Raw genomic sequence first — 24,657 nt, forward strand, 5'->3', positions numbered from 1 at the left:
GCAAAATGAAAAAGGTCAATGTGGTCTATACGCTTATCTATGATGAAATAAATAAAAGTATTTTAATGGTACAAAATGAAAATGAAGTATGGACTTTACCTGGTGGTGCTGCCTTAAGAAAATGAAACACTAAAACAAGCAGCAGTACGAGAGGCGTTTGAGGAAACTGGATTAGAAGTGGAAGTTGGAAATATTGTTGCAATTAATGAGGCTTTTTTTCCTGAAAGAGGACATCATGCAATTTTGATTACATTTAGTGCAAAAATAATCGGTGGAGATCTAGGCATTTCTCATAAAGAGGTAATTCTACAACTTAAATGGATGGATCTCCAAACGGCAAATCAATTAATGCCCTATCATAAGGCGGGAATTGAAAAATTAGTAGAGTCATCTGTTCCCTATACCTTTCAAGGTTAAATAAATTAGATAATTTTTAGAGACTTTGGAGATTACTAAGTGCTTTAATCTCTTAAAATCGTTCTTGTCTCCTAAACTCCTAGCTTTAATCCTGCCTTTTTTGTCTTGTATAAGTGCTTAAAAGACTATAACATAGTAATATTATGGCATAATATAAGAAAGTCAAATTATTAAATAGAATCAGGAGCAGTAAAATGATTATCAATAATGAACAAGAATTAGAAGCTTTAAGAAAGATCGGTCGTATCGTAGCGTTAGCGAGAGAAGAAATGAAGGCAAGAGCTGTCGTTGGAATGACAACAAAAGAATTAGATGAAATCGGTAGACAAGTTTTAGAGGAGCATGGTGCAACTTCAGCTCCACAAAAAGAGTATGATTTTCCTGGTACAACATGTATTAGTGTTAATGAAGAAGTAGCTCATGGAATTCCGGGAGACAGAGTACTTCAAGATGGCGATTTAGTTAATGTCGATGTGTCAGCAGCATTAGATGGATACTATGCAGACACTGGAATCTCTTTTGTAGTTGGGAAAGGTGACTTACTAAAAGAGAAGCTTTGTAAAGTTGCAGAAGATGCATTTTGGGCTGCAATGAAAAAAACAAAAGCAGGTTCAAAGCAAAACCAAATTGGAAGAGCAGTATATAATGAAGCAAGTAAAAATGGTTTAAATGTAATTGAAAATCTAACAGGCCACGGAATTGGAAAAAGTCTTCACGAAAGCCCGCAACATATTTTAAGTTATTTCGATCCAATGGATAAAGCCTTATTAAAAGACGGACTTGTATTAGCAGTAGAACCATTTATCTCTGCAAATGCAGACCACATTATCGAGTCAGGAGATGGCTGGACATTTGTGACTCCGGATAAGAGCTTAGTTGCCCAATGTGAACATACAATTGTTGTGACGAAAGGTGAACCTATCATTTTAACGCAATTGTAATAAGAAAAGAAAAAGAGGTTGTGCCAAAAAACTTATGAATAGTATTTTGGCACATTTTTTATTTTTTGATTAACATCTAAAATGATTTATTCTTCACAAACTTCATTTGCCATACTAATTAAAGATTTTTTTACGTTATATTGACCGATTGGCTTTGGCATTATATCTATATTGTAGAAGATTCCGTCTTTGTTAAAATAGATTGAACTCCCTTGAATAGATCCTTTTATTCCTTTTTTTAATTTTACTTGTTCTAATTCATTGGAAAAGCTGGTTTTTTGATTTGTAACTAAAATAGAAATATATTGAGGATTGTTGGTTTCGATTGACCAAGAGTCAAACATTATTCTCACAATTTTTCCATCGTGCATGACATCTTGAATTAAGGAAACCTTGAAAGGTTTAGACGGAAAAGGTAGTTTTTTTGGTAATGAAACTTGAAAGGGAAGTGCATTCAAAGCTACTTTTAGAGAAGGTGCCTTATAATCTATCGGTATTCCCACTGTTTTTGTTTCTTTTTTTGTGCTTATTTGAATTAAATTTGTTAAATCCAACTTATTATCCTGTTTGTTACATCCAGTTATTATCGAAAATAAAAGTATTATCCCTGCCAGTTTTTTTTTCACCATTATACTCCTCAAAGATTCATATTCATTCATAGATATGAGAACGATTTTATATGTGAAGTAAAATAATTTATACAAAATCATGCTCCTTTTACTAAATATTAATTTTTTTTATTTTTTTTAAGTTAAATTTATTTTTGAATTTCTTTTGCGTAGTCTAATGAATTTAATATATCTGTGAGTTCTTCAATTGTAAATTTCCCTCCATCCTTTTTTTGAGCAACTAAACTATAGAATAAGTTTGATGTAGGATCATTAAATGATAAAGTTTGAATATGATCGTCATCTGAATATGTAGCTTCCACTCCGCTTGATAACGTAATTTTCTTTTTGATTGCCACACCATCAAGATCTACAACAGTTGGTCTAGTGATTACATTAAATAAAATATGTTGTTGTTTATTATCGCTTTGATAACTGTGTTGGTAATTTTTGGTTCCGGTTGGCAAGGTTTGTAGAGAAGTTTGAAATATATCTTTTACCTTGTTTTTTTCAAGTTTGCTACTTTTTTCTTGGAAATGAACCTTTTTAGGAAATTTGATATTAGTAGATACTTGTTTATATAACTCTTTATTTGTAGTAAGTACAGTATCCTCTTTAATATCTTGATTTGCTAATGCTTTTTTTGAGTGACTATTATTTGTTATAATACCTCCAATCAGTCCAGCAGTTATTGAAAAAACTATAATCTTTGTATTTTTCTTCACAAAAATACCTCCTTTTAATATTTAAAAATGGACACATAACGATATTGCTTTCCTTGGTCACCGCCAGCCCCAGTTGCATCAGTCATTATATAGCAAGTAGAGGACATGATATTACCAATAGGTGAAGAAGGGGTCCAGTTTACAGATTTATTAGTTCGTAACATTTTATCCTTAAAACTATAGCGCACTGCACTACCTTTTTTTCCTTCTGCATACAATGATACATAATATGGATTCCCAGCAGAAACTGAAGTAGTAATCTTTACATTAGAAAGTTTTTTAGCGCCATAAGAATCAACAATAATTGTATCTTTTTTTGATAAATTACCTGATCCTCCTCCTCCTGAAAAAGTTTTTGTATTATTATATGTTCCACCATATGTGCCTACATTAAATTGCTTATATACGTCAACATAACTACCATAGTCAACAGCATTAGCAACTCCAAATGAAGTAACCCCTAAACCAATAGTCAAAGCAGAAGTTAAAAGTGTAGATTGCACTCTTTTATAAATTTTCATTCTATCAATCTCCTATTTTAGTAAAATTTTAGTAATGTTTATTCTTATATCGGTATTTAATTTTTTTAGTTAAGTAATTTTATCTACCATATTTAAAATTTTGATGACAATCTAAGAAATTGAGTAAAAATTTAAGGGATTGATTTTTTCTCCCCACAAAAGTTAAATGTAAAATAAAAAACTGCCTCATAAAATTGTCATTCTACGACAATTCGAGACAGCTACTTTTTGTTTATTTATCTTTACCTAAATCCTATAAACCATAATACTTATCCTTGCTTAGAATAATTTAACTCCCAAGTAAATCCATTTTTATCTTTTACAACAGCAAATCTAGAATTCCAAAATGTATCTTGAAGCTCCATATGAATTTCTCCGTCTTTTGATAACTTTTCATAAATTGTATTAATTTCATCTTCAGAACTCATTTCTAGCGTAGTCCAAACATTGTCGCCTTTTACTAATGGTCTAAAAACATCTGCAAAATAAATTACACAATTTTCATTGATATGTAATTCTGCGTGTATGTACTTTCCTTCGTGCCCTTTAAACATTTCCATACCATCACCGGTTTGTGTGTTTTTAATTTCTCCACCAAAGATTTGTTTGTAGTACTCTAGTTCTTCTTTACAGTTTTCAACGTAAATATGAGGTAAAATATTTTTCATTTTTTTCTCCTCTTTCTTTTGAATATTTATGTATGAATTGCGAACAATAAGTCACAGTTTTAAGTATAGCCAAATAGAATAGGTATTGTGCTAAAAGTTAAAATATTTTATAATTTAAATAAATTTAAGTTCGAAAAGGAGGTGTAGAAAAGATGTTACGTTTTCAAATGGTTTGCGCACAAATGATAGAATTTTTATATTATTGTCGTGCAAAATTTGCGTTTTTAGTTGTTAACGGGATAGGTCTGTCAATTTCTAATAATTTAACAACTCAAATAAAACGAAAACGTACTCTTTCCTACGACTTCAATTGATAAAATAATTGTGTGATCACACACTTCTATTTAAATCATTATTTTAGCCATGGATGGGTTCATTAATCTATGGCTTTTTTCTATGGATTGGTACGGAAATAGAAGGAGAATTAACTCATGATTGCATGTAGTATAGATAAAATTTCAAAAATGTTTGGTGGAAATTCACTTTTTACGGAATTATCATTTCAAATACATCAAGATAGCTGTGTAGGGTTAGTTGGAGCAAATGGAAGTGGTAAAACTAGTATTTTTAAACTTTTAACGGATATAGAATCACCTGATACTGGTTCAATCCATTTTAAAAAAGGATTAAAAACAGGATATTTAGCTCAAATTCCTGTTTTTCCAGATGAGATGACTAGTAGGGATGTTTTATTAACTGTTTTTGAAGAATTACGAAAAATAGAAAATGAAATGAAGCAATTAGAAATAAAAATGTCTAATACAGAAGATGAACGTACTTTAGAACAATTGCTTGTCAGTTATGGATCATTACAAGAGAAGTTTAGTAATAACGGTGGTTATGAGATGGAAGCCTCACTTGCGAAAATTGCTAATGGATTAGGAATCACTGACTTACTTACTAAACAATTTGCCTCTTTAAGTGGTGGAGAAAAAACAAAAATTGGATTAGGAATCGTCCTTTTACAACAACCTGATTTACTATTACTTGATGAACCAACGAATCACTTAGATTTATCCGCTATTGAGTGGTTAGGTTCATACTTAAAGGAGTATGACGGAACGATTATTGTCATCTCGCATGATCGCTATTTTTTAGATGAGGTAGTTAATCATATTTTAGAATTAGAAGATGGTGAAATTAACGATTACCATACAAATTATTCACAATATGTTATTCAAAAAGAAGAAAGATTACTAAAAGAATTCCAGGCTTACGAAGAGCAGCAAAAGAAAATACAAAAAATGAAAGAAACGATTAAACGCTTAAGAGAATGGGCTAATCAAGCAAATCCACCGAATGCTGGTTTGCACAGAAGAGCTAGAAGTATGGAAAAAGCGCTAGAACGAATTGAGAGATTAAAACGCCCGGTCTTACAAAAAAAGAAAATGGCATTTCAGTTAGAGGAATCTGGCCGAAGTGGAAAAGATGTAATTGTTGCAGAAAATCTTTCAAAATCCTTTGCGGAAAAAGTTTTATTTAATCAGCTTAACTTTTCATTATACTATGGCGAAAGAGCAGTTATAGTAGGAGATAACGGGACAGGTAAATCAACTTTATTGAAGATGATTTTAGGTCAGTCATCAATCGAGGAAGGAAAAATTAAACTGGGTAGTAATGTAAAAATCGGTTATTTATCACAACATTACGAACCAATCCATTCGGATCACACCGTACTTCAGGAATTCAGAGAGGAAGTACATGTTACAGAAGGTGAAGCACGTAATATATTAGCTGGATTTTTATTCTATGGCTATATGGTCTATCGCAAAGTAAGTCAACTTAGTGGTGGAGAGAGAATGAGATTAAGGTTGGCTCAACTTATGTATCAAGATATTAATTTATTAATCGTAGATGAGCCTACTAACCATTTAGATATTGAATCTAGAGAAGTTTTAGAAGACGCTCTTGAAAAATTCAAAGGAACGATTCTTTCTGTCTCGCATGACCGTTATTTCATTAATAAGCTATTTTCAAAAATTTATTGGCTAGACAATGGTAGGCTTTTTGAATTTATTGATGAATACCAAATTGCAAAAGAAAAAATGACGACCTATCGAAATAATAGAGAAAAAGAAAAAGTAATTAAAATAAATTCGTCTTCGAAACCGATTAAAATAAAAACAAAAATGCGAACGATCGAAGATATTGAAAATGAAATCTATTCTTTAGAAGAAGCAGTCAGTGAAATTAATAAACAAATGTTATTAGAAAATGATCTAACCATTTTACAGAATTATCAACGAGAACTTGAAGAATTAGACATAAAAAGTATGGTTTTATATAAAGAACTTGAAGAATGTATTGAGTAAGAAATTATCGTAAGTATTTTTAATATAGGATAAACTCATAGGCGAAAACATCAATTAAATAAATAAAGTTAGTTAAATGTCGTAGTACTTGCTCATGCCATGATCAGAATTAATAAGTTATAGAGATATGATTCTAATTAGGTGGTGAGTGCATGGTTTTTGATGAACTATATAGTCGATATCCTGGACCGGGATATACTCAGCCAGGACATGGACCAGGTCAAGGTCAAGAGCATGGACCAGGTCAAGGACAGGGACATGGGCCAGGATACGGACCAGGTCAAGGACAGGGACATGGGCCAGGATACGGACCAGGTCAAGGACAGGGACATGGGCCAGGGTATGGACCAGGTCAAGGACATGGACATGGACATGGACCAGGGTATGGACCAGGATATGGACATGGACCAGGATATGGACAGGGACATGGGTTTCCTGGACCAGGAGGTTATTGGCACGGAGGATATTATATCCTGAATGGTAGAAGATGGTACTTTGTGCCAGGGGTTGGATGGGTTGTTGTATATTAAAAAATAATAAAGCTGATTAATCTTTTTAATCAGCTTCTACATAAGTAATCTATACCTGAAATGGGTTATTTTTCCTATTTTATTGATAACCAAGGTTTACTTTTTGGACTTTCATAAGAGATCACTAACGATTTATAAGCAATAAGAAAAAATACCAGTATCCAACTGATCGGATAACTGGTATTTTAATTATTTTCACTAGAAAGTATAAATTGGCAGCGCAGAAGAAAACTCGACGTTAGTTGCCAATTTTAGGGATTAATTATAAGTACAACTACACCTCTGTCTTCACCTAAGGATCGCCAATCGGCTAGTTTTCTTTATTTTTCAACTCCAAAAACAATTCCGCCTTGCTTTCTCGCAGATTCAGTTACTGTTAATACTAACTTGCTAAGCTCTTTTAATTTTTCATATTCAGTTATATTTGATTCTTTTATAATGCTAGTAATATTTTGGATTTCATATAGCATATCATTTGGTACTTGGCTAACTTCCAATGATTCTCGTTGCTTAGATTTATGGTTAATCAAAGTAATTTTTGAAATTGGAGATGGTTTATCAAGAACTAAAGTTCCAATTTCACCAGTAATTTCACTTTCAATATATGATTGAGAGACTTTAGAGCATTGGATGCTACAAGTGAAGTTTTCATAATTCAATACTAATGTTCCACTACCATCTATACCGGTACGCAATTTAACAGGTGTATAATTTACTGAGGCTGGTTTTCCGAATAAACCAATCACTACATAAATTGGATAAACACCTAAATCTACTAATGCCCCACCAGAAAATTCGGGAGAGAAAACATTTGGATTCTCACCTCTAAGGAATGCATCATATTTAGAAGAATATTGTAAATAATGCAGATTAGCACTTCTAATTTGGCCGATTTTTTCTAAACCTTCTTTTAAAGCTGTAAAGTTTGGTGAGTGGAAGTTACGAATTGCTTCGAATAAATAAACTCCATTTTCTTCTGCAACTTTAAAGGCATGATCTAACTCTTTAATTGTTGAGAAAATTGGTTTTTCACATATGACATGTTTTTTATTCTTTAATAATAAAATGCTTTGTTCATAGTGTAATGAGTTCGGAGATGCTATGTATACTACGTCGATATCAGGGCTTGTTGCTAACTCTTCAATATTCGTAAAAAACCTAGGAACGTTGTGCTTTGTAGCAAATGCTCTTGCAGTTTCTTCATTTCTAGAATAGATCGCAGTTAAATTAAGCAATTTACTATCCTTTGAAGCTTCGATAAAACTTTCTGTAATCCAGCTTGTTCCAATGGTACCTAAATTCATTTTTTCAACTCCTAAAAAATAATTAGTTAACTTTATCTTTACAATCCTAATCGAAAGATATGTTAAAATAAAGTAAAATACATCGAAGGAAGTGACATTTTATGAAGAAAATTTGTGTTTATGCTGGTTCAAATCTTGGGAATAGAGAGTCATTTAGTCTTCAAGCAAAAAAACTAGGTGCCTTATTTGCTAGTAATAATATAGATTTAATATATGGTGGATCAAGACTAGGGATTATGGCAGAAATTGCAAATGAAGTATTAAAACAAGGTGGAAATGTCATTGGCATTATGCCTGGTGGATTATTTCGTGGTGAGGTTGCCCATAAAGGGCTAACGCAATTCATTGAGACAGAATCAATGCATGAGCGTAAAGCTTTGATGAACGAGATGTCCGATGGGTTTATTGCACTGCCGGGCGGAATTGGTACTTTCGATGAATTATTTGAAATTATTTGTTGGGCACAAATTGGAATCCACAATAAGCCAATCGGTTTATTAAATGTTGATAACTTCTTTAGCCCTTTGTTAGATTTACTTAAACATGCTATAAAAGAAGGATTTATGAACGAGAATACACTTTCATTATTTGTTGTTGCAGAAAATGCAGACGACCTATTAAAACTAATGCAAAACTATGAGCCACCTGTTATGCAAAATAAATGGAAGCAATTAGAAGGCAAATAAATTTTTCAGAACGCCCGCCAAACGCTCGCTTTCTTCGTTGCTTCGCCTGCCTGCGCGGTGCTCATTACCGTTTAAGGTAACTCCGCTCCTCACCAGACTTTGCGCCTCGAAAGACAAGCGCTTGCAATCAGTCTGAAAGTCATGTTTGTCTACCCACAATTTTGTGGGTTTTTTGCGTAATATTATGAGTTTTAATGAAATTCTTGCAGATTTAGAGGGTTTCTAGATCAACGAAGTTCACAACTTATCAACAATGTTCGATATAAATTCGTACTTTTCAGTCTGAATTCACTAGTTATCAACATACCAAATACACCTGAATTTGAATCCTATGACTTTATGAAAAAAATTACAACTTTATAAACATTGTTCACAACTTTATCAACAAAGTTAGCATTATGTTGCATTCTATCCACAACCAATATTTTGCATAAAAAAAAGGGCTCTTTATGAGAGCGTCCCTTTATCCATCAATTTTCTTGCTTTCTTCTATTTTTAAACCATTTTGCTGGGCTCAATTTTTTACGATACTTCGTCATAACATCTTTACCTACAAATACTCCACCAATCCAAAACATTCCTTCTCCAAGAATAACTAATAGAGCGATCAGACCAGCTTTTAAGCTCCCAGAAACAGGTAAAAAAGGTAAAGCAAAGATTAATAAATATGGGATAAATGAGCCAAATACTAAGTAATATGGTACTCTTTTCATAAAGTTCTCCTTTCAATTCCTTCCATGAGGATAGCATTAATTATTGAGAAAAGGAAGGGGAAAACTTTACAGTTAGTAAGAGATTATTGCACATATAGGAGGCCTCAAGATGAATCGAGATATTGTTCTTGAGCTAAAAAGCGTAAATAAGACGATTAGCAATCAAAAGATTATTAAAGATATTAGTTTTGAATTATATAAAGGTGAAGTTTTGGGTTTACTTGGGCCAAATGGTTCAGGAAAAACGACGACAATGCGAATGATCGTTGGACTTATGAGTATCACGAGTGGTGAGATTTATATCCAAGGCAATTCGATTAAGAACAACTTTAAAGAATCGATCAAACAGATCGGAGCAATGATTGAAACTCCTGCATTTTACCCTTTTTATAGTGGGTATAAAAATCTAATGTATTTTGCTCGAATGTTAGAAGGTGTTTCAAAGGAAAGAGTTCTTGAGGTTATTGATTTACTTGGACTTTCGAATGCCATACATAAAAAGTTTTCAACTTATTCCTTAGGGATGAAGCAAAGATTAGGAATTGCTCAAGCGTTATTACATAATCCTTCAATTTTAATATTAGATGAGCCAACTAATGGATTGGATCCAGCTGGAGTAAGAGAAATCCGTGACTATTTAAAACGTATCGCTGAGGTCGAACAAACAGCAATCCTACTTTCTAGTCATCTATTATCTGAAATCGAATTGATTTGTGACCGCTCAATTATTATTCAAAATGGTCAATTTGTTGAATCAATTGATCTGAATGATAAAAGTGGTGAGAAGCTATTTATTGAAATAGTTGTAAAAAGCACGAAAGTTTTTGAAAGTAGTTTTACAAATAAAGATAACAAGTACAAATTTGACGTTATTAATGATCGATCAATTATGTTTGAAATTGATGAAGAAGAGATTCCTTCATTAATGAAAGAGTTGGTACTGGCAGGGATAGAGGTTTATTATGTAACTCGCAAAAAAGAAAGGCTAGAAGATTTGTTCATTCAATTGACAGGAGGAAATGTCATTGAGTAATTTTATTCGATTAATTGAGAACGAATTACGTAAAATATTTGTTCAAAAATCATTTATCATAACGTTAATTTTACTATTTATCCCGATTATTGTTCTAGGAAGATGGGATTATGTAGAAAAGGAAACCGGAGCAGCAAAAGCTGAAAACTGGAGAACAGAATTAAAAATAGAAAATAAAAAGATAGAAGAAGTATTAGCAGGGCAAAACTCTTCAGATTTACCAGCATTTGCTAAAGAACAAAAAGAGACATATGAGATCAATAAGTATCGACTTGCACATAATATTTCACCAATTCAACAACACACTGTGTTGGACTTTATGAAAAAAGGTGCGATCGTAACGAACTTTATAGGAATCCTTCTTATTTATTTTGCAAGTAATATGATGTCAAAAGAGCATCAATGGAAAACGATTAATTTCCTGCTCGTTAAACCATCAACAAGACGAATGATCTATTATGCAAAATTTTTAAGTTTGGTGGTATTATATTTCATCTTTTCTTTTGCAATCATCATCTACTCATTTATTATAGGTAGTGCTTTAAACGGCTTAAATTTTAGTACACAACCGGTTTTACAATATGTGAATAACCATGTAGTAGAGCAAGGTATTTTACCAAGTTTACTAAACGATTACTTAATTAATCTACTACCATACTTGTTCTTTGTCGCAGTTGCTTATTTCTTATCAACTGTTTTAAGGACAAGCAGTATTTCTTTATTAATAAGCATAATCCTATTAGCAACTTCAGATGTGATCGCAACATTATTAAGAACAAAAAGCTGGTCTAAGTTCTTACCATTTATGCACACTGATTTAACGGTTTACACAAAGGGGATCAATATAGAAAACGGCATGAAAATTGAATTTTCTATAGCAGTATTGGTCGTTTATATTTTGTTATTTCTTGTTACTGCTGGAGAACTCTTTAAGAAGAGGGATGTTGCTGGGCAATAGAAAAAAGGATAAGGTAAAACGCTTTATCCTTTTACTCTATTCTTATCTCTCCTTCAGCATTGATCCGTATGGAATGGTGTTAGTAGTAGATGTTTTGTAAACCGAGCAAACGTTGACTTGTGCAGATTTGTTATACTCCCATTTTAGACATGCGTTTTGGTTGTATTCGACAGATGAATCTGTTGTGAAAAAAATAACAGCTAGACTAAAAATAGTAAATCCACCAATTAGGCCTCGTTTAATTTCATCGTAATTTTCTTTAAGCCATAGAATAGATTTGCGCATATACTCCTCCAAGAGTTTAAAATAAATATAAGTAATTCATTCTATGAACAAAAAGGGTAAGATAATACAAATCTATGGATAAGTTTACCTAGAAGATTATTCCAAATAAAAAGGCATCTTTGTCCAAGGATGCCTTTACTATAACTATTCTATTTTAGTCCTCTTGTTTCAGTAATCCATATAAGAATATATTCATAATTTCATCTACTACTTCTTTTTGTTGAATATATTGTGAGGTTGTTTGGTCCATATTTAAAAAGGCTTGGCTCAAGACTTGGATATAGATTAGTAATGTTTTGTTTTGAACCTCATTTCGAACTAAACCTAGTGAACGTCCTTCATCGATTAGGGAAATCAGCAATTTGAATGATTTGTTCATTGTAAAATCTAAAACTAATTCTTGTAGTTCAGGGTCTTTTTTCATTAATGCTGTAAACATTTCAAGATTAATTATATCAAGACCGTTTTTCTTACGAATAAATAATTCTTTAATTTTTTCTTTAAATGGAATATCACTTGAAAGCATTTGTTTTGTTTCTTCGTATTGTTGATCCATTAATCGAATAATTGTAGCTTTTAGTAGGGCTTCTTTACTACCATAATAATTGTAAATTGATACTTGTGATACATTCGCTAACTTTGCAATATCTGCTATTTTTATATCATTTAAAGGTAATGACAATAATTTAGTTGTACTTTTTTCAATGCTCTCCATCTTCTGCAGAGTTCGTTTTTTATATCCATCCAATAATATCGATACCTCCGTCATGATCTATAAAATAGTATATCATGTTTTGAAATATTTTATTAAAATTATTTCAAAACATATTCTCATTTTTAGAATTGAGGTATATACTAGTTTTGTAATAATCACAACGGAATATTTCAAAACAAAGCGGGAGGTTCATTTATGTACGCGATTGAAATTAATAATTTAACGAAGACCTATGGCAATTCAAGGGGTATCACAGATATAAGCTTCAATATAGAAGAGGGAGAAATATTCGGATTTATCGGTCCAAACGGTGCAGGTAAATCAACTACAATTCGAACTTTACTCTCGTTAATTTACCCAACGAGTGGTAGTGCAAAAATATTTGGAAAGGACTGTGTACAGTTTGCTCCAGAAATAAAAAAAGAAATCGGTTATTTGCCATCTGAAGTTTTTTATTATGACAATATGAAAGTGATGGATTTGTTAAAATACTCAGCTAGTTTTTATAAAAAAGATTGCACGAAACGAATAAAAGAATTAGCTGAAGTAATGGACCTCGATTTAACGAAGAAAATTGATGATTTATCTTTAGGGAATAAAAAGAAGGTAGGGATTGTCCAAGGATTACTTCATGAACCGAAGTTAATCATATTGGATGAACCGACAAGTGGTCTTGATCCTTTAATGCAACAAAGATTTTTTGACTTATTAGAGGAGGAAAACAAAAAAGGAGCAACGATTTTATTTTCATCTCACATTTTAAGTGAAGTCCAGCGTTTATGTGATCGAGTTGCAATTATTAAAGAAGGTAAGATTGTGACAGTAGAAAAAATAAGCACATTACAAGAAAACAATTACAAACGATTTAAAATAGATAGTCAAAACGGTGTAGATTCAAATTTCTTCAATATACCAGGTGTAAATAATATTGAAATCAAAGGTAAAACGATTAGCTTTATTTTTAAAGGTAATATAAATAAAGTTTTAAAGAAAATAGCGGAAATCGAAATTGAAAACTTATGGATTGAAGAGCCTGACCTGGAGGAAATTTTCTTACATTATTATGAAAAGGAGGCCTAATAAGCAATGAATATTTTTTTACATGAATTAAAAGCTTATCGGAAATCCACCTTTATTTGGACAGCTTCTTTAATGGCAATCGTCGTTTTTTTCTTATCTTTATTTCCAGCTATAGCAAAGGATTATGTACAATTCTCAAAAGTGTTAGAGGGTTATCCTGAGGGTGTAAGAAAAGCACTTGGACTTGAAATTGAGAGCTTTGGAAATGTTTTAGGATTTTATTCTTACGTATTCATTTATATTTCACTTTGTGGAGCAATTCAAGCCATGATTTTAGGTACTTCAATTATTTCAAAGGAAGTACGTGAAAAAACAGCCGATTTTCTTCTAACAAAACCAGTAACTAGAATAAAAGTTATAACTTCAAAGATTTTTGCAGGTGTTGTTTCTTTAGCGATTACAAATGTATTCTATTTAGTCGCAACGATTATGATGGCTCAGCATGTAAAAACAGCGGAATATAGTAGTAAGTCAATTATTTTACTTTCTGTATCATTATATATAACACAATTACTATTTTTTGGAATAGGCATTTTAGTATCAGTTGTATTCCCAAAAATCAAAGCGGTACTATCAATTTCTCTTGCGATTGTTTTTGGATTTTTCGTAGTTGGTATGGTAGTAGCAACAGATGAAAGTAATGCCAAACGTTTTCTATCACCTTTTAAATATTTTGAACCGAAATATATCATTGCTCATTCAAAATTTGAATCAAACTTTTTATTCGCGTCGATTGGAATTATTCTCGTTTCAATCATTGTAAGCTACATGATTTATAAGAAAAGGGATATTCACGCGGTATAACTTATAGGAAAGGGAGGGTTGAAATGAATTTATTTTTAAGAGAAATGAAGACATATCGAAAATCGATTATTTTTTGGTGTATCGGAATTGTTTTTTTAGTCGGTAGTGGAATGGCAAAATATAAAGCTACAGCATCCAATGGCCAAATAACCGACCTTTTTAATCAAATGCCGAAATCTCTTCAAGCTATTATGGGCTCAGGAGCACTAGATTTATCAAAGGCAAGCGGATATTTTGGCATCTTAGTTTTATATTTATATTTAATGGCAACGATTCATGCGGCAATGTTAGGGGCTAATATCATTGCGAAAGAAGAGCGAGATAAAACAGCCGAGTTTTTATTTGTAAAACCTATTTCTAGAATGAAGATCATAACTTCTAAATTAATGAGTGCTCTAGTAAACGTCCTTATTTTTAACGGTATTACGTGGATATCTAGCGTACTAATAGTAGGAAAGTATAGTAAAGGTGAGCATGTAAATGGTGATATAGCTGTGGTAATGGTCGGGATGTTTATTTTACAGCTATTATTTTTAGTAATTGGTTCAGCTATAGCTGCAGTTTGTAAAAATTCTAAAAAGGCTGCCTCTTATGCAACTGGTATTCTACTAATCACATTTATCATATCAATTGCAATTGATTTAGATGATCGGATTGAAGGCTTGAAATATCTTACGCCGTTTAAGTACTTTGAAGCGAAAAATATTATGTATGGTGGAGGTTTTGACGGTATTTATACAACTATATCGATCGGATTAATTATTATATTAACGATTGTTACGTATGTTTCGTTTAGGAAACGGGACTTACATTTGTAGGGAAAAGCAATTAAATAGAAGAATAAATTGTGTCAAAATCTAAGATAGGAATATTTTGGATTTGTTGACACTTTTTTTATTAAATATTATATTCAGAAAATATTGACATATATTATTAATCGCAATACCTTTATTATAGTAGGTTATTTCTTGCAAGGGGGTAAAACGAGGGGATGTTTCAACCAACAAAAGAATTTGCAGAATTTCTAGATCAAAAAGATTCATTATCAAAATATCGTGATGAGTTCTACTTACAACCTAATACGATCTATTTAGATGGAAATTCGCTAGGACTTCTTTCAAAAAGAGCAGAACAAAGTTTACTAGATTTATTAGATTCATGGAAGACACTTGCAATCGATGGATGGATGCAGGGCGATCATCCATGGTATTATTTTGCAGAAAAATTGGGAGCATTAAGTGCACCATTAGTCGGGGCAAAAGAGAATGAAGTGATTGTAACTGGTTCAACAACTACAAATCTTCATCAATTAATTGCATCTTTTTATCACCCAAATGGTCAAAAAACGAAAATATTAGCGGATGAATTAAACTTTCCGTCAGATATTTATGCTATTCAAAGTCAATTAAAATTAAAGGGCTTTGAACCAGCAACTCACTTAATTCAAGTTAAAAGCCGTGATGGTCGAACAATTAGAGAAGATGACATTATTGAAGCAATGACTGATGAAATTGCCTTAATTATTCTTCCAACTGTTTTATATCGAAGCGGTCAATTATTAGATATAGAGCGCCTAACAAAAGCTGCACATGAGCGTGGAATTGTAATTGGTTTTGATGGATGCCATTCTGTTGGCGCAATTCCTCATAAGTTCCATGAATGGGATGTGGATTTTGCTTATTGGTGTAATTATAAGTATTTAAATAGTGGACCAGGTGGAGTGGGAAGTTTATTCGTTCACGAAAAGCATTTAGGAACAATGCCTGGATTAGCTGGTTGGTTCGGTTCAAATAAAGAAAAGCAGTTCGATATGAAGCATGAATTTGTTCCATCTGATACAGCTGGTGCTTATCAAATCGGTACACCACATATTCTAAGCATGGCGCCGCTTGCTGGCTCACTTGAAATGTATAAAGAAGCTACAATTGAGCGAATTCGCGAAAAATCATTACACAGTACAGCTTATTTAATGAGCTTAATCAATGAAGATTTAAGTGATTTTGATTTTACAATTGGTAATCCACTTGATGATTCATATCGTGGTGGACATGTTTGTCTTGAACACGATGATGCTGCAAGGATTTGTAAAGCATTAAAGTTAAATGGGATTGTTCCAGACTTTAGATCACCAAACGTAATCAGATTAGCACCAATCGCATTTTATACTTCTTATGTAGATATTTGGAATAGTGTACAAATCTTAAAGAAAATCATGGTCGAGAAACAATATGAACAGTTTAAGAATGAACGAGAAATCATCGCTTAGGAGTTGTATAAAATGACATTAATCGATATATCAAGAAGACTTGAAGATGGTATGCCTGTATGGCCAGGTGATACAAATTTTTCGTTCCAATTAAGTTGGACAAAAGAAGAAAGTGGCTCTGTTAATGTTGGGAAGTTAACTTTAAGTACTCATACTGGAACGCATATTGATGCGCCATTTCATTTTGATGAAAATGGAAAGAGAGTCATAGATTTAGATCCTAATTTATATGTAGGCATTGCAAAAGTAATCGAGCTGATTGAAGTAGATCGCATTAAAAAGTCGGATTTAGAAGCTTTTCAATTCGATGGTGTAGAACGTCTTTTAATTAAAACAAACTCATGGAAAAATGATAGCGTTTTCCCAGAGAGAATTCCACATATTGAAAAGGATGCAGCAGAGTTTTTACACGAAAAAGGCGTTAAATTAGTTGGAGTAGATGTACCTTCAGTTGACCCACTTGATAGTAAAGAACTAGAAGCACATCATGCTCTTCATCATGCCGGTATTCATATTCTCGAATCGATTGATTTAAGAAATGTAACTCCAGGTGAGTATGAGCTTATTGCATTACCCCTACCATTAACAGATGCAGATGGTAGTCCAGTACGAGCGGTTTTACGTAAATTAGTTTAGGGGGAAAAAGGAAATGACACAAGAGCAAAAAAAATTGACAGATTACGAGAAGTATATTCGAACAGAAGAATTATTAAGCTTACAAAAACCTGATGAAGAATTATTTTGTCCGGATGAATTAACGTTTCAAACGGTTCACCAAATTGCTGAGTTGCATTTTAAATTAATCATCCAATCTATTCATTTTGCAGATAAACATATGCGTGCAAAAGAGGTTGCGAAAGCAACACATCACTTACAACGCATTAATAATCATTTAGTACATTTACCAGCGGTTTTTGACATGGTAAAACTAGTAAGTCCAAGTGACTATCATATTATTCGTTTAGCTTTAGGAAGAGGTAGCGGTCAAGATTCTCCAGGATTTAATGAAATCTTAAAATTAGGTCCAACACTTTGGCAGCCATTTAAAGATTTATTAGATGAAAATTTACTTACACCTGTTCAATTACATCAAGATGCAGCTAAAAACTTTGAGTTATTCCAATTAATGCAAGAATTAACTTGCTTCGATGAAAGATTCCAATCATTCCGCAGACAGCATATTCAACTTGTTCGTCGCATGATTGGTATGAATACAAAGAGCTTAAAAGGAGTACCAGCAGAAGCATTAGAACGTGCTGTACGATTTGAATTTTATCCTGAATTATGGCAAACGGTTTGTGACTTAACAGATTTAACTGGATCAAGCTATAATCCAAAGCCACTTTAATTTAAAAGGTTGATAGGAGAAAAACAGATTCGATTATTCGGATCTGTTTTTTTTTTTACTTAAAATGGAAAAATTGCATTTTGGGTATGATAAGCCCATATGATTTTTTATTAGAGCGGGGTGAGTTCATGGAAAAAAATCTTCAAAAGCAATTAGACTTTGCTGCTTTTTTAAGTGTTATTTCCTACTTAGTTCTTGCGAGTGTAAAAATACTTGTTAGTTTTTATACAAATTCTAGTGCTCTTTTAGCTGATGGACTTAACAATGTGACTGATATTGGTGCAACATTGGCTGTATTTATCGGAATCAGAATCGCAAGAAAACCGAGAGATTTAGACCATCCGTATGGACATTCAAGAGCAGAGCAAATAGCTACTTTAATTGCGTCTTTTATTATGATGTCGGTTGGATTACAGGTTATTATTGAAAATATTCGATCACTTTTCGTTGGAGAATATGAGACTCCGAATAGACTAGCGGCTGTAGTGGCATTTGCTTCTGGAATTTTTATGTTTGGCATTTATTTTTATAATAATAAAGTTGCCAAGAAAACAAAGAGTAAGGGGCTTGAGGCTTCAGCAAAAGATAATTTTTCCGATGCATTAGTTAGCTTCGGAACGACGATTGGTGTTCTAGGTGCTTCGATTGGTTTTCCTATTATCGATCCAATCGCGGCCATTTTAGTAGGTGCGATAATTTGCAAAACAGCATGGGAGATTTTTTATGATGCAACCCTCCTATTAACGGATGGATTCGATCCAGAGGAAATGAATCTTTTTACTGAAACAGTTGATAAAGTACCAGGCGTACATAAAGTTGTAGATTTAAGAGCAAGAATGTACGGGAATACAACAATCGCAGATGTAGTCATTGAAGTAGACGGCGGAATAGATGTGAGTAAAAGTCATGGTATCACAGACCAAATCGAAATGATCTTAAGTGAACAACATGGAATCCAATATACGCACATTCATGTTGAGCCATTAAGGTCAGGGAGAGCAGGAAAGGATTAAGTTGGATAATAACGAGAAAGGGGATTGAAAAAGAATTTAAACTTTTTCAATTCCCTTTTTATTTAATTCATATCTTGCTTAATAAATACGATGAAAGAGATTAGTAATGCTGATATTCCCCATATTGATAAATTCATAAGAGAGAAGTGCATGTTTAATCCCTCGATGGACGGGAGTTGACCGGCTAAGTAGTCAGTTAGGCCAAGGTTTACACTAAAGAAATATTTTGCTCCTGACCATGATGTAGCGAGTCCGCTTAGAACGCTTCCTGTTATTAAAGCGGCTAGCATAATACCCATTGCAGCGGGTGTTGTTCGTACTAATACGGATACCATAAATGAAAGAGTTCCGATTATTATACAAACAAACCAAGCAAGTCCAAAGGCCATAATAACGTATTGCCATTGGGGGATCAGTTGAACCGAATCAGTTAGTAGCTGGTTATTTTTGATGACAAATCCTGTTAACACAGGTACTGTCCAGCCCTTAAAGCTAAAAACAAATCCTGAAACGACATATGCCAATACGCCGTATAGAACGAGTAGAAAAGAGATTAATAAACAAATGGATATGTATTTACTAAGTAACACCTTCCATCTTTTGATGGGACGGGTTAGAAGGATTTTTATCGTACCGTCGCTGCGCTCACCAGATATAATATCGATTGTGATGACCATGACCAATAAAGGTAAAAGTAGCCACCCAATACTTTGTTCAATTAATTTTCGTATAAATGTAGGTGCACCTGGAGTAGTAGGGTTTATGTCGTTATCCAAATAATATTGCTCTTGATCAATTTGAACCTTTAACCAACTTTTCCATTCTTCAGGTATTCCTGATGAATTTAATCTATTTTGTTGGTCGACTATTTTTTGTTGAAGTGCTACTTTCCAATTATCAGTACCAAGTCTTTTAATTGTTTCTTCAGTTTGCTGCAGTTGAGCATAAACAAAAATAGGGATTAACACTGCTAAAATGAAAAAAATAACAAGTATTCTTCTTTTCCTTACCATTTTTTCAATTTCGTTAAAGACGAGTCTAATTAGTTCAGCCACGAACTTCGCCTCCAGTCATTTCCATAAATAAATCTTCCAATGTTTCAGACATTGTTTTAACACCATTCACTTGCACATCTTCTGCTACGAATTGTTGAATGACCTCATTTATATTAAGAGGAGACATTCGGCACAGTATAAGCTCATCCTTTATTATGATATCTTGAATCGTAGAATCCTTTTTTAATATATCTAGCCCTTTTTTTATTGGAGAAACTCGCCATTCAACTCTTTCAGCAGCTTCCTTTACTAATTCTTTTACTGTTGAAACTCTAATCATTTTCCCTTTATTTATAATTCCTACGCGATCACAAATCATTTCGATTTCACTTAATAAATGACTTGAAATAAATACACTTATATTTTGCTCTTTAACAAGCATATGAATAAATTCACGCAATTCACGAATACCGGCTGGGTCTAATCCATTAGTTGGTTCATCTAAAATAAGAAGTTTAGGACCTCCAAGTAATGCTTGAGCAATTCCTAATCTTTGCTTCATCCCGAGTGAATACGTCTTTACTTTTTCATGAATTCGATCCTTTAATTTTACTAAATTTACGACTTCACTTATTTTTTTATCATCTTTAATCCCTAACATTCTCGCAAATTGATTTAGATTTTCCCATCCAGTTAAATAACCGTATAATTCTGGATTCTCTACAATACATCCAATTTGTTGCATCGCTTCTTTGAAATGAGTTTTAACAGGATAACCAGCGATTTCAATTGTTCCTTTTGATGGTTTGATTAATCCGACTAGCATTCGTATAGTTGTTGTTTTTCCAGCTCCATTTGGACCTAGAAAGCCAAATACTTCACCTTCATAAACTTCAAATGAAACGTTATCGACTAGTACTTTTCCTTTAATACTCTTTGTAACACCCTCTAATTTAAGAACTTTATTCATTCGACTCACCTCGAAGCTGACTTCCTATTTTACTAGTTAAGCGATTGGCCATTTCTATATAACCGTCTTTGTTCGGATGAAAATGGTCAGTGTACAAATATTTCTTTTCTTCGTTAAAAAATAAATCGAATGTTGGAATGACGTATGCATTATTAGTTTGAAGTACCGATAATTCGAGTAGATTGTTCCATCTAGAAACAAAGCTTGAAGATGCATCCAAACCTTGAACATTATGAAATGGATTATAATATCCAAACGCATAAATAGATGCTGTAGTATTTTTTTGACGTATTAGTTTAAAAATTGATTGAAGATTATTTTTAAACGTTTTTTCATCTGGTCGATATGTCTTTAAAAATTGTTCATTTAATTGATTAGCGCCAGGAAATAAATCATTACTTCCAATGGAAAGAACTATTATGTCCGCAGTGCCAATCGTTTCTTGTATATTATTTTTCTTTAAATCGTTAAGTAAATTTGATGTTTTTGCGCCACTAACAGCTAAATTAGTGATTGTTGTTGGCTGTTTATACTCTTTTTGTAGAATGGTTTTTAATCTCCCTACATAACCTGTTCCTTCATCATCACCGACACCACGCGTAAGTGAGTCTCCTAATGCAACAATCTTCAGTTTATTATTTTTGTGAACACTGTCATTTTGATTATTTTTCTGAGCGTTATTATTCACGATTAATTTGCTTTTTTGAGGATTTAAAACAGAATAAGCACCTTTCACGAAGCCATATGATAATAGAAGAAAACAAAGTAATGAAATGAACATGATAAACCGAACAAAATGATTGTATTTCAAATTTCACACCACCAAAAAAGGAAAAATTTTCATTATAAAATCATTATTACCATAATAAAATTAGATTTGCACGAAAAAACCTGTCCTCATAAAAAGAAGACAGGTTTTTTTGTTTTATGAAGCACGTTTTAATTCTTTTACTTCTAATTTTTGTTCATTATTTAAGAAGTAATATGCCATTCCGACACCAACTGAACCACCAATAATATTTCCAAGTGTCACTGGAATTAAATTATGCAATACATCACTAAAAGAAAAGGCTACATCATGTGGCATAATGTAAGATAATGTAAAGACAGCTATATTTGCGATACTATGTTCATAACCAGAGAAGAAGAAAGCAAAGACTAATAAAAAGATCAGTAACATTTTTGCTAAATCATCTTTAAATCTAGTTGGTAAAAAACAAGCAAGACAGACAAGCCAATTACATAAAATACCTTTAAAAAATAAGTGGAAAAATGATGCGTGAATTTTATGGTCGACTACGCTTGTTAAGAAATGATCAGCAGGAAAATCTTTTGCTAAACCAGTAAAAAAATAAATAATCGCAAAAATAAATGCTCCAATAATATTGCCTGAGTAACATGCAATCCAGTTTTTTACTAAATCTAGTTTTGAAGTTTTTTTAGCTAATGTTGAGAAGGTAAAATACATCGTATTACTAGTAAATAATTCTCCACCACCATAAATAATCATAATTAATGCTGTAGAGAAAACCAGTGGATAAGCTACAGATGAAAATGGTGAATTTTGTAATCTAAATAATTCGGCTAATTTTAAACAGACAATGAGAATAAAGCTTATATAAATAGAAGCTAAAGCAGCGCGTGTTAAATATTTAACTAAGCTTTGGTCTAGTAATTTCTTTTTTTTAAGAGCTAAATCGATACAATATTGGATACTATCACGTTCCAAATGTTTTCACTCCCTATGCGTACTTTGATTAACACATACATAGTATACAAACAAAAAACGAAGATGAGTTTGTGAAATTATGAACAAATTATGAAATTGAATAAGTTATATATTATTTATTATTTTTACTTTACATTTGTAAATAATCACCTTAATACTGGTTGAAGATATAATATAATTTCATAGTAAACAAGTTTAGGTAAAAAAAGGAGAGATTCAAATTGTATTTCGAAAACTTGTAATAATATGGAGAGGTGATTTCGTTTGGAAAATGAATTTGAAGCAAAATTTGATGCGTTACTAAAAGATTATACGGAGTTGTTATTGGGTGATTGGTCAGAGGAAAAACAAGCAAAGGTAGAAAAATGGGTTATGTATACATACATATCAAAAACAATGCCTAGATTTGTAAATCATTGGAATAAAGAATATCCACAAGCTAAAGAAGAAGTTATTAAATTAATTAGAGAGATTAAAATGTTAAATGATCAGCATTTGGCAAACAAAAATAAGCAATAAATTTATCCATAATTTTCAAAGATGACGGTAGTAATTAATTATGATAATATAATATTAAGTAAGGGCATACATTTTTCAATAAACAAAATTCGACAAATTATTAAATAATTGTTTTAACAAATTTCAATAGATGATACATTAGTAATATATATAGAGAAAAGTAAAGTAAAGTTTAATTTTGGGGGTAGAGTAATGGAACAAGTTATGAAGAATGCTTTTTTATTTATGTCTAAAAATAAGTTTTTGACTAAAATGGCTAAAAAATATGGCCTAAGATTTGGTGCAGGACGTTTTGTTGCAGGCGAAACAATCGATTTAGCTACAAAAGTTATTAAGGACTTAAATAAAAAGAATTTAAAAGTAACAATTGATTATCTTGGAGAATTCGTTGACACGGTTGAAGAAGCAAATGAAATGGCTGATCACTGTATCGAAGCAATTGAAGCGATTGGAAAAGAAAAATTAAATTCACAATGTTCTCTAAAAATGACTTCGATGGGTCTTGATATTTCTGACGAGTTAGTTTTATCAAACATGCGTCGTATTTTAGAGGCAGCTAAAAAGAATGGTGTATTCGTTACAATTGATATGGAAGATTTCACTCGTTGTGAAAAAACAATTCGTATCTTTAAGCAATTAAGATCTGAGTACGATAATATCGGAACAGTTATTCAAGCTTATTTATACAGAACTGAAAACGATATTACAGATTTAAACAGCTTAAAACCAAATTTACGTTTAGTAAAAGGTGCTTATAAAGAGCCTGCTGAAGTAGCATTCCCAGAGAAAAAAGATGTGGATGAAAACTTCAAAAAAATCATTAAAATGCACTTATTAAACGGTAACTTTACTGCAATCGCTTCACATGATGAAGCAATGATTGAATATACAAAACAATTAGTAAAAGAACATAATATTCCAAATGATCAATTTGAGTTCCAAATGTTATACGGAATTCGTACAGAGCGCCAATTAGAGCTTGTTAAAGAAGGCTATAATATGCGAGTTTATGTTCCTTATGGTACTGACTGGTACGGATACTTCATGCGTCGTCTTGCAGAACGTCCTGCAAACGTTGCGTTCGTATTAAAAGGTATGTTCAGTAAATAATTCTAAAATTAAAGGCTAACTAAAAAGGATTGAGTGAGGATCCTTTTTAGTCAGCCTTTTTCTCTTTATACAGGATTTTTTTGTGATAAGTAGTTATTAGTAAAACAACATTATTCATATCATTGCTTTAGTCAGCAAGGTCCTAGTTTTGCTATTAAATTTGAGTGAAAAAAGCTTACTGACCCATGTTTTTTTTACCGTACTGCTGATTATTACTTTGTCTACCTTTTTCTTCTTTTTGATCTCCATGACTTGCATTACCTTGAACACTTGCTGCACTAACTCCACCCTTTGATGGATTTCTTTCACGTTTCATATCTTATCACCTCCATTTCTTAGACTAACCTATTTAAATAAAGTTATTAGTAAAAAATGGATTGTAATAAAAAAAGCAGAGGAAGGTAATT

The 24,657-nt window shown here is 32.3% G+C and carries 31 protein-coding genes; 18 read left to right on the plus strand and 13 right to left on the minus strand.

Going from position 1 to position 24,657, the window contains the following annotated elements; all coding sequences use genetic code 11:
* The first annotated feature begins 5 nt into the window (after window positions 1–5).
* From ACFVRR_RS06315 to map, 3 genes are all read left to right on the plus strand, one after another.
* On the plus strand, window positions 6–125 hold the full coding sequence (locus tag ACFVRR_RS06315) for an NUDIX hydrolase (RefSeq protein ID WP_387325944.1): 120 nt from the start codon (window positions 6–8) through the stop codon (window positions 123–125).
* A gap of 52 nt (window positions 126–177) precedes the next feature.
* Window positions 178–417: a hypothetical protein gene (locus tag ACFVRR_RS06320; protein WP_387325947.1), complete on the plus strand. Its 240-nt coding sequence runs from the start codon at window positions 178–180 to the stop codon at window positions 415–417.
* A 194-nt stretch (window positions 418–611) separates the two neighbouring features.
* Window positions 612–1,358 carry a type I methionyl aminopeptidase gene (gene map / locus ACFVRR_RS06325; RefSeq protein WP_387325951.1) on the plus strand — a complete coding sequence of 249 codons (747 nt, stop codon included), beginning with the start codon at window positions 612–614 and terminating at the stop codon, window positions 1,356–1,358.
* 86 nt (window positions 1,359–1,444) lie between these two features.
* On the opposite strand, the gene ACFVRR_RS06330 is transcribed toward map, so the two are convergent.
* From ACFVRR_RS06330 to ACFVRR_RS06345, 4 genes are all read right to left on the minus strand, one after another.
* Complete coding sequence (locus ACFVRR_RS06330; protein WP_387325954.1) at window positions 1,445–1,987, minus strand: hypothetical protein; 543 nt, start codon at window positions 1,985–1,987, stop codon at window positions 1,445–1,447.
* A gap of 128 nt (window positions 1,988–2,115) precedes the next feature.
* Window positions 2,116–2,691, minus strand: a complete 576-nt coding sequence (locus ACFVRR_RS06335) for a hypothetical protein (protein ID WP_387325957.1) — start codon at window positions 2,689–2,691, stop codon at window positions 2,116–2,118.
* Window positions 2,692–2,705: 14 nt separating this feature from the next.
* Window positions 2,706–3,212 carry a hypothetical protein gene (locus ACFVRR_RS06340; protein ID WP_387325960.1) on the minus strand — a complete coding sequence of 169 codons (507 nt, stop codon included), beginning with the start codon at window positions 3,210–3,212 and terminating at the stop codon, window positions 2,706–2,708.
* Between the two features lie 269 nt (window positions 3,213–3,481).
* Window positions 3,482–3,880 (minus strand): VOC family protein, encoded by a 399-nt coding sequence (locus ACFVRR_RS06345; protein WP_387325962.1) that lies wholly within the window; start codon window positions 3,878–3,880, stop codon window positions 3,482–3,484.
* Between the two features lie 182 nt (window positions 3,881–4,062).
* Between ACFVRR_RS06345 and ACFVRR_RS06350 the strand changes: the two genes are divergently transcribed.
* The 3 genes from ACFVRR_RS06350 to ACFVRR_RS06360 all read left to right on the plus strand — a co-directional run bounded on the left by ACFVRR_RS06350 (window position 4,063) and on the right by ACFVRR_RS06360 (window position 6,722).
* Window positions 4,063–4,194, plus strand: a complete 132-nt coding sequence (locus tag ACFVRR_RS06350; RefSeq protein ID WP_387326068.1) for an RAxF-45 family protein — start codon at window positions 4,063–4,065, stop codon at window positions 4,192–4,194.
* 117 nt (window positions 4,195–4,311) lie between these two features.
* Entirely contained in the window at window positions 4,312–6,192 is a 1,881-nt protein-coding gene (abc-f, locus tag ACFVRR_RS06355; protein WP_387325966.1) for a ribosomal protection-like ABC-F family protein, read from the plus strand.
* A gap of 152 nt (window positions 6,193–6,344) precedes the next feature.
* Window positions 6,345–6,722 (plus strand): hypothetical protein, encoded by a 378-nt coding sequence (locus ACFVRR_RS06360; RefSeq protein WP_387325969.1) that lies wholly within the window; start codon window positions 6,345–6,347, stop codon window positions 6,720–6,722.
* A gap of 320 nt (window positions 6,723–7,042) precedes the next feature.
* On the opposite strand, the gene ACFVRR_RS06365 is transcribed toward ACFVRR_RS06360, so the two are convergent.
* Window positions 7,043–8,026 carry a Gfo/Idh/MocA family protein gene (locus ACFVRR_RS06365; protein ID WP_387325972.1) on the minus strand — a complete coding sequence of 328 codons (984 nt, stop codon included), beginning with the start codon at window positions 8,024–8,026 and terminating at the stop codon, window positions 7,043–7,045.
* Window positions 8,027–8,127: 101 nt separating this feature from the next.
* Here ACFVRR_RS06365 and ACFVRR_RS06370 point away from each other — a divergent pair, with 101 nt between their 5' ends.
* A complete protein-coding gene (locus tag ACFVRR_RS06370) occupies window positions 8,128–8,712 on the plus strand; it encodes an LOG family protein (RefSeq protein WP_387325975.1) in 585 nt (194 codons plus the stop codon).
* Between the two features lie 470 nt (window positions 8,713–9,182).
* Here ACFVRR_RS06370 and ACFVRR_RS06375 read toward each other — a convergent pair whose 3' ends face one another.
* A complete protein-coding gene (locus tag ACFVRR_RS06375; RefSeq protein ID WP_387325978.1) occupies window positions 9,183–9,425 on the minus strand; it encodes a transporter suffix domain-containing protein in 243 nt (80 codons plus the stop codon).
* A 109-nt stretch (window positions 9,426–9,534) separates the two neighbouring features.
* On the opposite strand from ACFVRR_RS06375, the gene ACFVRR_RS06380 reads away from it, so the two are divergent.
* Together ACFVRR_RS06380 and ACFVRR_RS06385 are read left to right on the plus strand one after the other, a co-directional pair.
* On the plus strand, window positions 9,535–10,458 hold the full coding sequence (locus ACFVRR_RS06380; protein WP_387325981.1) for an ABC transporter ATP-binding protein: 924 nt from the start codon (window positions 9,535–9,537) through the stop codon (window positions 10,456–10,458).
* On the plus strand, window positions 10,451–11,416 hold the full coding sequence (locus ACFVRR_RS06385) for an ABC transporter permease (protein ID WP_387325984.1): 966 nt from the start codon (window positions 10,451–10,453) through the stop codon (window positions 11,414–11,416). Before ACFVRR_RS06380 ends, ACFVRR_RS06385 begins: the two co-directional genes overlap by 8 nt.
* Before the next feature lie 42 nt (window positions 11,417–11,458).
* Here the strand turns inward: ACFVRR_RS06385 and ACFVRR_RS06390 are convergent, their stop codons facing one another.
* Together ACFVRR_RS06390 and ACFVRR_RS06395 are read right to left on the minus strand one after the other, a co-directional pair.
* Window positions 11,459–11,701, minus strand: a complete 243-nt coding sequence (locus ACFVRR_RS06390; protein WP_387325986.1) for a hypothetical protein — start codon at window positions 11,699–11,701, stop codon at window positions 11,459–11,461.
* A gap of 154 nt (window positions 11,702–11,855) precedes the next feature.
* Window positions 11,856–12,449 (minus strand): TetR/AcrR family transcriptional regulator, encoded by a 594-nt coding sequence (locus ACFVRR_RS06395; protein ID WP_097976269.1) that lies wholly within the window; start codon window positions 12,447–12,449, stop codon window positions 11,856–11,858.
* 162 nt (window positions 12,450–12,611) lie between these two features.
* On the opposite strand from ACFVRR_RS06395, the gene ACFVRR_RS06400 reads away from it, so the two are divergent.
* The 7 genes from ACFVRR_RS06400 to ACFVRR_RS06430 all read left to right on the plus strand — a co-directional run bounded on the left by ACFVRR_RS06400 (window position 12,612) and on the right by ACFVRR_RS06430 (window position 18,927).
* Window positions 12,612–13,496: an ABC transporter ATP-binding protein gene (locus ACFVRR_RS06400; RefSeq protein WP_387325989.1), complete on the plus strand. Its 885-nt coding sequence runs from the start codon at window positions 12,612–12,614 to the stop codon at window positions 13,494–13,496.
* Window positions 13,497–13,502: 6 nt separating this feature from the next.
* A complete protein-coding gene (locus tag ACFVRR_RS06405; RefSeq protein WP_387325991.1) occupies window positions 13,503–14,300 on the plus strand; it encodes an ABC transporter permease subunit in 798 nt (265 codons plus the stop codon).
* Between the two features lie 23 nt (window positions 14,301–14,323).
* Window positions 14,324–15,118, plus strand: a complete 795-nt coding sequence (locus ACFVRR_RS06410) for an ABC transporter permease subunit (protein WP_387325993.1) — start codon at window positions 14,324–14,326, stop codon at window positions 15,116–15,118.
* A 173-nt stretch (window positions 15,119–15,291) separates the two neighbouring features.
* Window positions 15,292–16,566 (plus strand): kynureninase, encoded by a 1,275-nt coding sequence (kynU, locus tag ACFVRR_RS06415; RefSeq protein WP_387325996.1) that lies wholly within the window; start codon window positions 15,292–15,294, stop codon window positions 16,564–16,566.
* Window positions 16,567–16,578: 12 nt separating this feature from the next.
* Window positions 16,579–17,202, plus strand: a complete 624-nt coding sequence (gene kynB, locus ACFVRR_RS06420) for an arylformamidase (RefSeq protein WP_387325999.1) — start codon at window positions 16,579–16,581, stop codon at window positions 17,200–17,202.
* Between the two features lie 13 nt (window positions 17,203–17,215).
* Window positions 17,216–17,914: a tryptophan 2,3-dioxygenase family protein gene (locus ACFVRR_RS06425; RefSeq protein WP_387326001.1), complete on the plus strand. Its 699-nt coding sequence runs from the start codon at window positions 17,216–17,218 to the stop codon at window positions 17,912–17,914.
* Between the two features lie 128 nt (window positions 17,915–18,042).
* Window positions 18,043–18,927, plus strand: coding sequence for a cation diffusion facilitator family transporter (locus tag ACFVRR_RS06430; protein WP_097976382.1), 885 nt, complete (start codon window positions 18,043–18,045; stop codon window positions 18,925–18,927).
* Window positions 18,928–18,989: 62 nt separating this feature from the next.
* Here the strand turns inward: ACFVRR_RS06430 and ACFVRR_RS06435 are convergent, their stop codons facing one another.
* The 4 genes from ACFVRR_RS06435 to ACFVRR_RS06450 form a co-directional block, all read right to left on the minus strand.
* Window positions 18,990–19,949, minus strand: coding sequence for an ABC transporter permease (locus ACFVRR_RS06435; RefSeq protein WP_387326071.1), 960 nt, complete (start codon window positions 19,947–19,949; stop codon window positions 18,990–18,992).
* 25 nt (window positions 19,950–19,974) lie between these two features.
* Window positions 19,975–20,892: an ABC transporter ATP-binding protein gene (locus ACFVRR_RS06440; protein ID WP_387326004.1), complete on the minus strand. Its 918-nt coding sequence runs from the start codon at window positions 20,890–20,892 to the stop codon at window positions 19,975–19,977.
* Complete coding sequence (locus tag ACFVRR_RS06445; RefSeq protein ID WP_387326007.1) at window positions 20,885–21,703, minus strand: GDSL-type esterase/lipase family protein; 819 nt, start codon at window positions 21,701–21,703, stop codon at window positions 20,885–20,887. The genes ACFVRR_RS06440 and ACFVRR_RS06445 overlap by 8 nt, the downstream gene beginning before the upstream one ends.
* 114 nt (window positions 21,704–21,817) lie before the next feature.
* Window positions 21,818–22,621: a formate/nitrite transporter family protein gene (locus ACFVRR_RS06450; RefSeq protein WP_387326009.1), complete on the minus strand. Its 804-nt coding sequence runs from the start codon at window positions 22,619–22,621 to the stop codon at window positions 21,818–21,820.
* Window positions 22,622–22,885: 264 nt separating this feature from the next.
* Between ACFVRR_RS06450 and ACFVRR_RS06455 the strand changes: the two genes are divergently transcribed.
* Together ACFVRR_RS06455 and ACFVRR_RS06460 are read left to right on the plus strand one after the other, a co-directional pair.
* The gene (locus tag ACFVRR_RS06455) at window positions 22,886–23,140 is read left to right on the plus strand and encodes a DUF2573 family protein (protein ID WP_387326011.1); all 255 of its coding nucleotides are present in this window, start codon (window positions 22,886–22,888) and stop codon (window positions 23,138–23,140) included.
* A 192-nt stretch (window positions 23,141–23,332) separates the two neighbouring features.
* Window positions 23,333–24,250 (plus strand): proline dehydrogenase family protein, encoded by a 918-nt coding sequence (locus tag ACFVRR_RS06460; protein WP_098232477.1) that lies wholly within the window; start codon window positions 23,333–23,335, stop codon window positions 24,248–24,250.
* Between the two features lie 175 nt (window positions 24,251–24,425).
* Here ACFVRR_RS06460 and ACFVRR_RS06465 read toward each other — a convergent pair whose 3' ends face one another.
* Window positions 24,426–24,566 carry a YuzL family protein gene (locus ACFVRR_RS06465; protein ID WP_091023494.1) on the minus strand — a complete coding sequence of 47 codons (141 nt, stop codon included), beginning with the start codon at window positions 24,564–24,566 and terminating at the stop codon, window positions 24,426–24,428.
* Between the last annotated feature and the right edge of the window lie 91 nt (window positions 24,567–24,657).

The organism is Gottfriedia sp. NPDC057948 (assembly GCF_042887255.1).
In the GTDB taxonomy this organism is placed as follows: domain Bacteria; phylum Bacillota; class Bacilli; order Bacillales; family Bacillaceae_G; genus Gottfriedia.